This is a genomic window from Pseudomonas onubensis (genome assembly GCF_965653655.1).
Lineage (GTDB): Bacteria > Pseudomonadota > Gammaproteobacteria > Pseudomonadales > Pseudomonadaceae > Aquipseudomonas.
The window spans coordinates 1-2,865 of record NZ_CBFHAZ010000192.1 but is presented as its reverse complement, the minus strand read 5'-3'; the positions used below and the strand labels follow the sequence as shown (position 1 = coordinate 2,865).

The following is a 2,865-nucleotide window of genomic DNA, read 5'->3' as shown; positions in this document are numbered from 1 at the left end:
ATTCACCTATCACTGACCCACCGCATTCGCGAGCAAGCCCGGCTCCCACAGGGTTCTGCAGTGTTTGGGGATAAAGGGTCAGGTCAACAAGTCCTGCAAGGTCCCGAGGTTGTCGGCTTCTTCCACTGTCTTGTCCTGCCGCCACCGCAACATCCTGGGAAACCGCACCGCAATCCCGCTTTTATGGCGCTTCGACAGCGCAATCCCCTCAAACCCCAGTTCAAACACCATGCTCGGCGTCACACTGCTGACCGGGCCGAATTTTTCCACCGTGGTCTTGCGCACAATGGCGTCGACCTTGCGCATTTCTTCGTCGGTCAGCCCTGAATACGCCTTGGCGAAGGGCACCAGTGTGCGCTCAGTGCCGGGCGGGCCGTCCCACACCGCGAAGGTATAGTCGCTGTACAGACTGGCGCGCCGGCCATGGCCACGCTGGGCGTAGATCAATACGGCATCAACGCTGAACGGGTCGACCTTCCATTTCCACCAGACGCCCATGTCCTTGGTGCGGCCCACGCCATACAAGCCATCGCGGGCTTTTAGCATCATGCCTTCCACGCCCAGGCGGCGAGAGTCTTCGCGTTGCTCAGCCAGGTCCTTCCAGCTCGCGCCCGTCAGCAGCGGTGACGGCAACAGTACGGGCTGGTTGCACTGCGCAATCACCTGCTCAAGCTGGGCGCGGCGCTCTGCCTGGGTGTGGTTGCGCCAGTCGTCGCCCTGGTGCTCCAGCAGGTCATAGGCCAGCACCGCGACCGGTGCATCCTCAAGGACTTTTTTGCTCAAGGTTTTACGGCCAATGCGTTGTTGCAGCAGGGCGAAGGGTTGCACTGCGTCTTTCCACACCACAATTTCGCCATCGATCACAGTGCCATCCGGCAAGCCGCAGACCAAGCTGTGCAGTTCGGGGAAGCGCTCGGTGACCAACTCTTCACCGCGCGACCAGACCCACAGGCGGCCTTCGCGCTTGACCAGCTGCGCGCGAATGCCATCCCACTTCCATTCCACCTGCCAGTCGGCGGGTGCGCCGAGCAAGGTGTCGAACTGCTCCACCGGTTGCGCCAGCCCATGGGCCAGAAAAAACGGATACGGCTGCCCGCCACGTTGCGCATGCTCGTCAGACGATTCGGCGGCGATCAACTTGAGGTAGCCTTCGGCCGTAGGGCGATTGGACAGGTCGGTGTAGCCCACCAACCTTTGTGCCACACGTTTGCTGTCCAGCTCGGCCATGGCGGCGAGGGCGCGGGTCACCAGCAGTTTGGACACGCCGACACGAAAACTGCCGGTGATCAATTTGATGCACACCATCAGGCTCGGCTGATCAAGCTGCGCCCATAACGCGGGCAGGCGCTCGGCCAATTCCAGCGGCGGCAGACCCCGCAGCGGCAGCAACTTTTCTTCCAGCCACACCGCCAGCCCGTCTTCCGAGGTGTAGGAGGATTCGGGCAACAACAGGGAAATGGTCTCGGCCAGGTCGCCTACCGACTGGTAACTTTCTTCGAATAACCAAGGTTCTATGCCCGACGCTGCGGTGGCCATATCGCGCAGTAAGCGGGTCGGCACCAATTGCCGAGGCCGGCCGCCGGAGAGGAAATACACCGCCCAGGCTGCATCCTCGGGTGGTGCCTGGCAAAAGTAGGCTTGCAGCGCGGCGAGCTTGGCGTTGCTGGAGGTGGTGGCGTCGAGGTTGGCGTACAGCTCGGCGAAGGCTTTCATGCCGTGGCCTCTTCTTCGTCATCGCCGTATTCGGTGGTGAACCCTTGGGCATCCAGGCCCTTTTCGCGCAGATGACGCACCAGAACGCCTACGGAACCATGGGTGACCATCACCCGTTCGGCGCCGGTCTGTTCGATGGCCCACAGCAATCCAGGCCAATCGGCGTGGTCCGAGAGCACAAAGCCCCGGTCCACACCGCGCCGCCTTCGCGTGCCACGCAGGCGCATCCAGCCGCTGGCGAAAGCATCGCTGTAGTCGCCGAAGCGCTTGATCCAACTGCTGCCACCGGCGGATGGTGGCGCAATGATCAGTGCCTGACGCAGCAATGGGTCAGTCTTTTTGAAGTCACCGGCATACAGCGTCTCAGGGATATAGATACCGGCCTCGCGGTATACGCGGTTCAGCGGTTCCACCGCGCCATGACTGAGGATCGGGCCGATGCTGGCGTCGATGCCATGCAGGATGCGCTGGGCTTTGCCAAATGAGTAACAGAACAACACGCTGGCCTTGCCGACCGCGATATTGGCCTGCCACCAATCATTGATCCCGGCAAAAATCTGCGCCTGGGGCTGCCAGCGGTAAATCGGCAGGCCGAAGGTGGATTCAGTAATAAAGGTGTGGCAACGCACCGGCTCAAAGGGCGCGCAGGTGCCGTCGGGTTCGACTTTGTAGTCGCCGGAGGCTACCCAGACTTCGCCCTGGTATTCCAGGCGCACTTGGGCGGAGCCGAGTACGTGCCCGGCGGGGTGAAAACTCAGGGTGACGCCGTGATGGATGAGCTTTTCGCCGTAGGCCAGGGTTTGCAGGTTGATGTCCTGGCCCAGTCGGGAGCGCAGGATGCCTTCGCCGGGAGCGGCGGCCAGGTAATGCTGGTTGCCGGTGCGGGCGTGGTCGCCGTGGGCGTGGGTGATGACGGCGCGGTCCACCGGGCGCCAAGGGTCGATGTAGAAATCTCCCGCAGTACAATAAAGGCCTTCGGGGCGGGCGATGACAAGGTCCATGGGCGTGCCGGGGGCGATGGGCTTATCAGGTATGAGGGGAGTGAGACTTGAGAAGTTCTATCTGAATGCATGCAATCCAAATGTGGGAGTGGGCTTGCTCGCGAATGCGGTAGTTCAGCCAACTATTCTGTGGCTGATACAACCCAATCGC

The 2,865-nt window shown here is 61.8% G+C and carries 2 protein-coding genes; both read right to left on the bottom strand.

The annotated features are described in order from the left end of the window. Positions 1 to 78: 78 nt before the first annotated feature. Complete coding sequence (locus tag ACTD9P_RS29450) at positions 79 to 1,713, bottom strand: ATP-dependent DNA ligase (protein WP_438870398.1); 1,635 nt, start codon at positions 1,711 to 1,713, stop codon at positions 79 to 81. After that, complete coding sequence (locus ACTD9P_RS29445) at positions 1,710 to 2,714, bottom strand: ligase-associated DNA damage response exonuclease (RefSeq protein WP_438870397.1); 1,005 nt, start codon at positions 2,712 to 2,714, stop codon at positions 1,710 to 1,712. The genes ACTD9P_RS29450 and ACTD9P_RS29445 overlap by 4 nt, the downstream gene beginning before the upstream one ends. Between the last annotated feature and the right edge of the window lie 151 nt (positions 2,715 to 2,865).

Bases quoted from the DNA above. Each gene is read 5' to 3' on its own strand.
- ACTD9P_RS29450 (WP_438870398.1), bottom strand. From the start codon at position 1,713: ATGAAAGCCTTCGCCGAGCTGTACGCCAACCTCGACGCCACCACCTCC.
- ACTD9P_RS29445 (WP_438870397.1), bottom strand. From the start codon at position 2,714: ATGGACCTTGTCATCGCCCGCCCCGAAGGCCTTTATTGTACTGCGGGA.